4 protein-coding genes and 1 pseudogene are annotated in these 3858 nt (G+C 62.6%); 3 read left to right on the top strand and 2 right to left on the bottom strand.

The features are described 5' to 3' along the window. Together VMJ11_RS18960 and VMJ11_RS18955 are read right to left on the bottom strand one after the other, a co-directional pair. Positions 1-432: pseudogene (locus VMJ11_RS18960) on the bottom strand (CoA ester lyase); the annotation flags it as partial. Between the two features lie 186 nt (positions 433-618). Continuing rightward, positions 619-1602 carry a malate dehydrogenase gene (locus VMJ11_RS18955; RefSeq protein ID WP_325620925.1) on the bottom strand — a complete coding sequence of 328 codons (984 nt, stop codon included), beginning with the start codon at positions 1600-1602 and terminating at the stop codon, positions 619-621. 613 nt (positions 1603-2215) lie between these two features. Between VMJ11_RS18955 and VMJ11_RS18950 the strand changes: the two genes are divergently transcribed. The 3 genes from VMJ11_RS18950 to sdhD form a co-directional block, all read left to right on the top strand. Further along, positions 2216-3019 (top strand): GntR family transcriptional regulator, encoded by an 804-nt coding sequence (locus VMJ11_RS18950; protein WP_325620924.1) that lies wholly within the window; start codon positions 2216-2218, stop codon positions 3017-3019. A 150-nt stretch (positions 3020-3169) separates the two neighbouring features. Continuing rightward, the gene (gene sdhC / locus VMJ11_RS18945; RefSeq protein ID WP_325620923.1) at positions 3170-3586 is read left to right on the top strand and encodes a succinate dehydrogenase, cytochrome b556 subunit; all 417 of its coding nucleotides are present in this window, start codon (positions 3170-3172) and stop codon (positions 3584-3586) included. Positions 3587-3589: 3 nt separating this feature from the next. Continuing rightward, positions 3590-3858: succinate dehydrogenase, hydrophobic membrane anchor protein (sdhD, locus tag VMJ11_RS18940; protein ID WP_325620922.1), on the top strand; the 269-nt coding region annotated here is incomplete at its 3' end.

Here is a 3858-nt window from a genome sequence, read left to right as displayed (position 1 = left end):
AATCGGCTTCTGGATGCCCATTTCGACGCGCGTGGCCTCGATGAACGCGGTCATCTCGGCGGCGTCGCCCACAGCGCGGATCTTCGGCAGCATGATGAACGCCGGCGCGCGTTTGGCGGCGCGCAGGATCAGGCGGACGTCGTCGCGCCAGTGCGGATGGTGGAAATCGTGGATACGGACGCCAACGCGACCGAAATGGTCGTGCTCGCTGCCGAGGAACGACGCGACGAGTTCCGCGTGTTCGGCTTCGCGGCCAACCTGGGCGCCGTCTTCGCAGTCGAGCGTGATGTCGAATACCGGGCCCAGCTCCTGCTGGAGCGCGAGGGACTTCAGCATCAGCTTCTCGCTGCCGGCGTAGTGATCGCACGCGGGCAGGAGGGTGGGCGGCGCTTCGCCGTCAAAGAGTACTTCGGCGGGGGAGAGGGCGCGCATCTTCGGCGTCAGGAATCGAGTTTTGGGGGGAACAACCTGATTCGGACGCGTCCTGCGGTCGCGTGGACGGAGCAAGGCGCGTGCGGATCAGTGCGCGAGATGCGTGCGGCGTGGGCCGCCGCGTCTCGCGCAATCAAACCGGAATCCGCTGCGTCGCCGCCGCGTTCCGGTTTGCCTGCAACAAGCTTACTTGAGCAGGTGAGCGACGCCGTCGCGCTCTTCGAGCAGTTCGTTGAGCGTGCCGTCCATCTTTTCGCGCGAGAACGCGTCGATTTCGAGGCCTTCGACGCGCTTGTATTCGCCGTTTTCGCAGGTCACCGGCACGCCGTAGATGATGTCTTCGGGGATGCCGTACGAGCCGTCCGACGGGATGCCCATCGTGACCCACTTGCCGTTCGTGCCGAGAACCCAGTCACGCACGTGGTCGATCGCTGCGTTGGCAGCCGATGCCGCCGACGACAGGCCGCGCGCTTCGATGATCGCCGCGCCGCGCTTGCCGACCGTCGGGATGAACGTGTTGCGGTTCCATTCTTCGTCGTTGATCAGCTTCGTGAGGTCTTCGCCTTCAGCCGTTGCAACGCGGAAGTCCGGGTACATCGTCGGCGAGTGGTTGCCCCACACGGCGAGCTTCTCGATCGAAGCGACCGGCTTGCCCGACTTGGCGGCCAGTTGCGAGAGCGCGCGGTTGTGGTCCAGACGCAGCATGGCGGTGAAGTTCTTCTTCGGCAGGTCCGGCGCCGACTTCATCGCGATGTAGGCGTTCGTGTTGGCCGGGTTGCCGACGACCAGCACCTTCACGTCGCGGCTCGCGACGTCGTTCAGCGCCTTGCCCTGAACCGTGAAGATTTCAGCGTTGGCCGAGAGCAGGTCCTTGCGCTCCATGCCCTTCGAGCGCGGACGTGCGCCAACCAGCAGGGCGACGTCGGCGTCCTTGAACGCGACCTTCGGGTCGTCGGTGACCACCACGCCCGCGAGCAGCGGGAATGCGCAGTCTTCCAGTTCCATCACGACGCCTTTGACGGCGGCTTGCGCTTGCGGCAGGTCGAGCAGTTGCAGGATGACGGGCTGGTCCTTGCCGAGCAGGTCGCCGTTGGCGATGCGGAACAGCAGGGAGTAACCGATCTGACCTGCGGCGCCGGTGACGGCAACGCGCTTTGCGGGCTTAGCCATTGAAAATCTCCAGGAAGATGCGTTAGACGCCAGGGTAAAGCGCCATTCTATATGCGCGCTACACGAAGCGTAGGTGAAACACGCGGCCGTTCTTGCCGGCGCGCATGCTTCGACGACTGCGAGGCCGTGACGCGCGCCGCCGGCGCGAACCGCGGTGCCGGTAACCATGTGCAACATGGCAAGAGGTGAACGGGGCGCCCCTTCGGAGGATGTCTGACGCTGGCCGCATCAAGTGTGCCGGTTCCTGCAACAGCTCGCTCGGGCTCTCCCACAGATGCGCGGCGCGAACCGGATGCAGTCTGGCTGCATCGGCCGCACCGGCCGGATCGAAACCTCTACTGCGTTTACTGCATGAGGGAACGGCTTGATTGACAAGGCGGCCTGCGGCGCATTCGCCACGCGGTGGATGCAGCCGGCGGAGCCCCTTCATCGTCTTCGTCGCGCTGATTTCAGGTCCTCGAATCAGTCTGCAACCCGCCCGCAAACCCTTGCTCGATCGGGAGTGTAGGAGTCGTCAGGGTCAAAGTCAACAGTATCTTATGTCTTATATAAGACATATCTGTTGTCGCCAAAATGCTTGATGCGTGGGGGGCTTTATGTTGAAATGCGCGCCATGAGTGCGAACCCGGCCAGCAACGCGAATTCCCCCGCTCCCGAGAGCGGCGTCAACGCGTCTGCGCCTGCGTCCGCGGTGCCACCGTCCCCCACCTTCAGTCCGCTGTACCAGCAGATCAAGGGGCTCATTACACAGAGCCTCGTGTCCGGCGAATGGAAGCCAGGCGAAATCATCCCCAGCGAAGTCGAACTGGCCGCCCGTTACAAGGTGAGCCAGGGGACCGTGCGCAAGGCGATCGACGAGCTGGCCGCAGAGAACCTGCTGGTGCGCCGCCAGGGCAAGGGTACGTTTGTTGCAACGCACAATGAAGAGCGAGCCCAGTTTCGCTTTCTGAGATTACTGGCCGATGACGGCGCGGAGCATCCCCACGTGAGCAAGCTGCTCGAGTGCCGCCGCCTGCGCGCTTCGGCCGAGATCGCGCGCCAGCTCGACCTCAAGCCGGCTGACCCGGTGGTCCTGATCCGGCGCCTCTTGCAGTTCGACGGCGAGAGCACCGTGCTCGACGAGATCTGGCTGCCCGGCGGCGTGTTCCGCGGGCTCACGATCGAGCGGCTCGCGGAATATAAGGGGCCGCTCTATGCCATGTTCGAAACGGAGTTCGGCACGCGCATGATCCGCGCGACCGAGAAGATCCGGGCGGTGGCCGCCGAGCCCTCCGTGGCCGACCTTCTCAAGGTGCCCGCGGGTTTTCCTTTGCTTTCTGTCGAGCGCGTGTCCTATACCTATGGGGACCGGCCGGTCGAGGTGCGCCGTGGATGGTATGTCACAACCGGGTACTACTATCAGAATGATTTGAGTTAATGGAAGGGCGCGCAAGACGGTGCGTTTCCCTTCCCCAAGAGCCTTTGCTTGCGCGCGCCACCAGCCGTTTCCGAGGTGGATTTCGCTGCAGCGCGATATGAAAAGGCGCTAAAATTGCGAATTAGTGTTAACACATAGTAGGGGTCTAGCATGGCAGAAGCCGCAAAAAAACCGAGGCCGGAATACCGGAACATCGGGCTTGGGCAGATCTTGTTCGCATACCGCCTGCCGTTGGCCGGTCGTGTGTCGATCGGCCACCGCATCAGCGGTGTGCTGTTGTTCCTGTTCCTGCCTTTCCTGTTGTTCCTGTTTGACCAGAGCCTCACTTCGGAGCTCAGCTTCGAAGTATTCAAGGGCTTCCTCTCGAACATCATCGTCAAGCTCATCGTGCTGGTCCTCGGGTGGGCATTCCTCTTTCACTTCTGCGCCGGCGTGCGCCACCTCGTCATGGACTTCAGCCATGACATGGTGAGCAAAGAAAAAGGCAAGTCGACCTCGCTCGTCGTCGTGACCATCTCCACGATCCTCACGATCGCCTTCGCGGCAAAACTCTTCGGAGCGTTCTAAAAAATGTCGGCTAAAAACGGTATCGGTCCGAAGCGCCTCGTCGTTGGCGCTCACTACGGCCTGCGCGACTGGATCGCGCAACGCGCCACCGCCGTGATCATGGCGGTCTACACGATCGTGCTGCTCGTCCTGTTCTTCGGCGCGCATGATTTTTCGTATGACGGCTGGGCATCGATCTTCGCCGCACAGTGGATGAAGCTCGCGACGTTCGTCACCCTCGTCGCGCTGTTCTACCACGCGTGGGTTGGCGTGCGTGACATCTGGATGGACTA

The organism is Paraburkholderia sp. (assembly GCF_035501035.1).
Classification (GTDB): domain Bacteria; phylum Pseudomonadota; class Gammaproteobacteria; order Burkholderiales; family Burkholderiaceae; genus Paraburkholderia.
The sequence above is the reverse complement of the archived record's forward strand: the minus strand, read 5'-3'. Positions and strand labels throughout refer to the sequence as shown.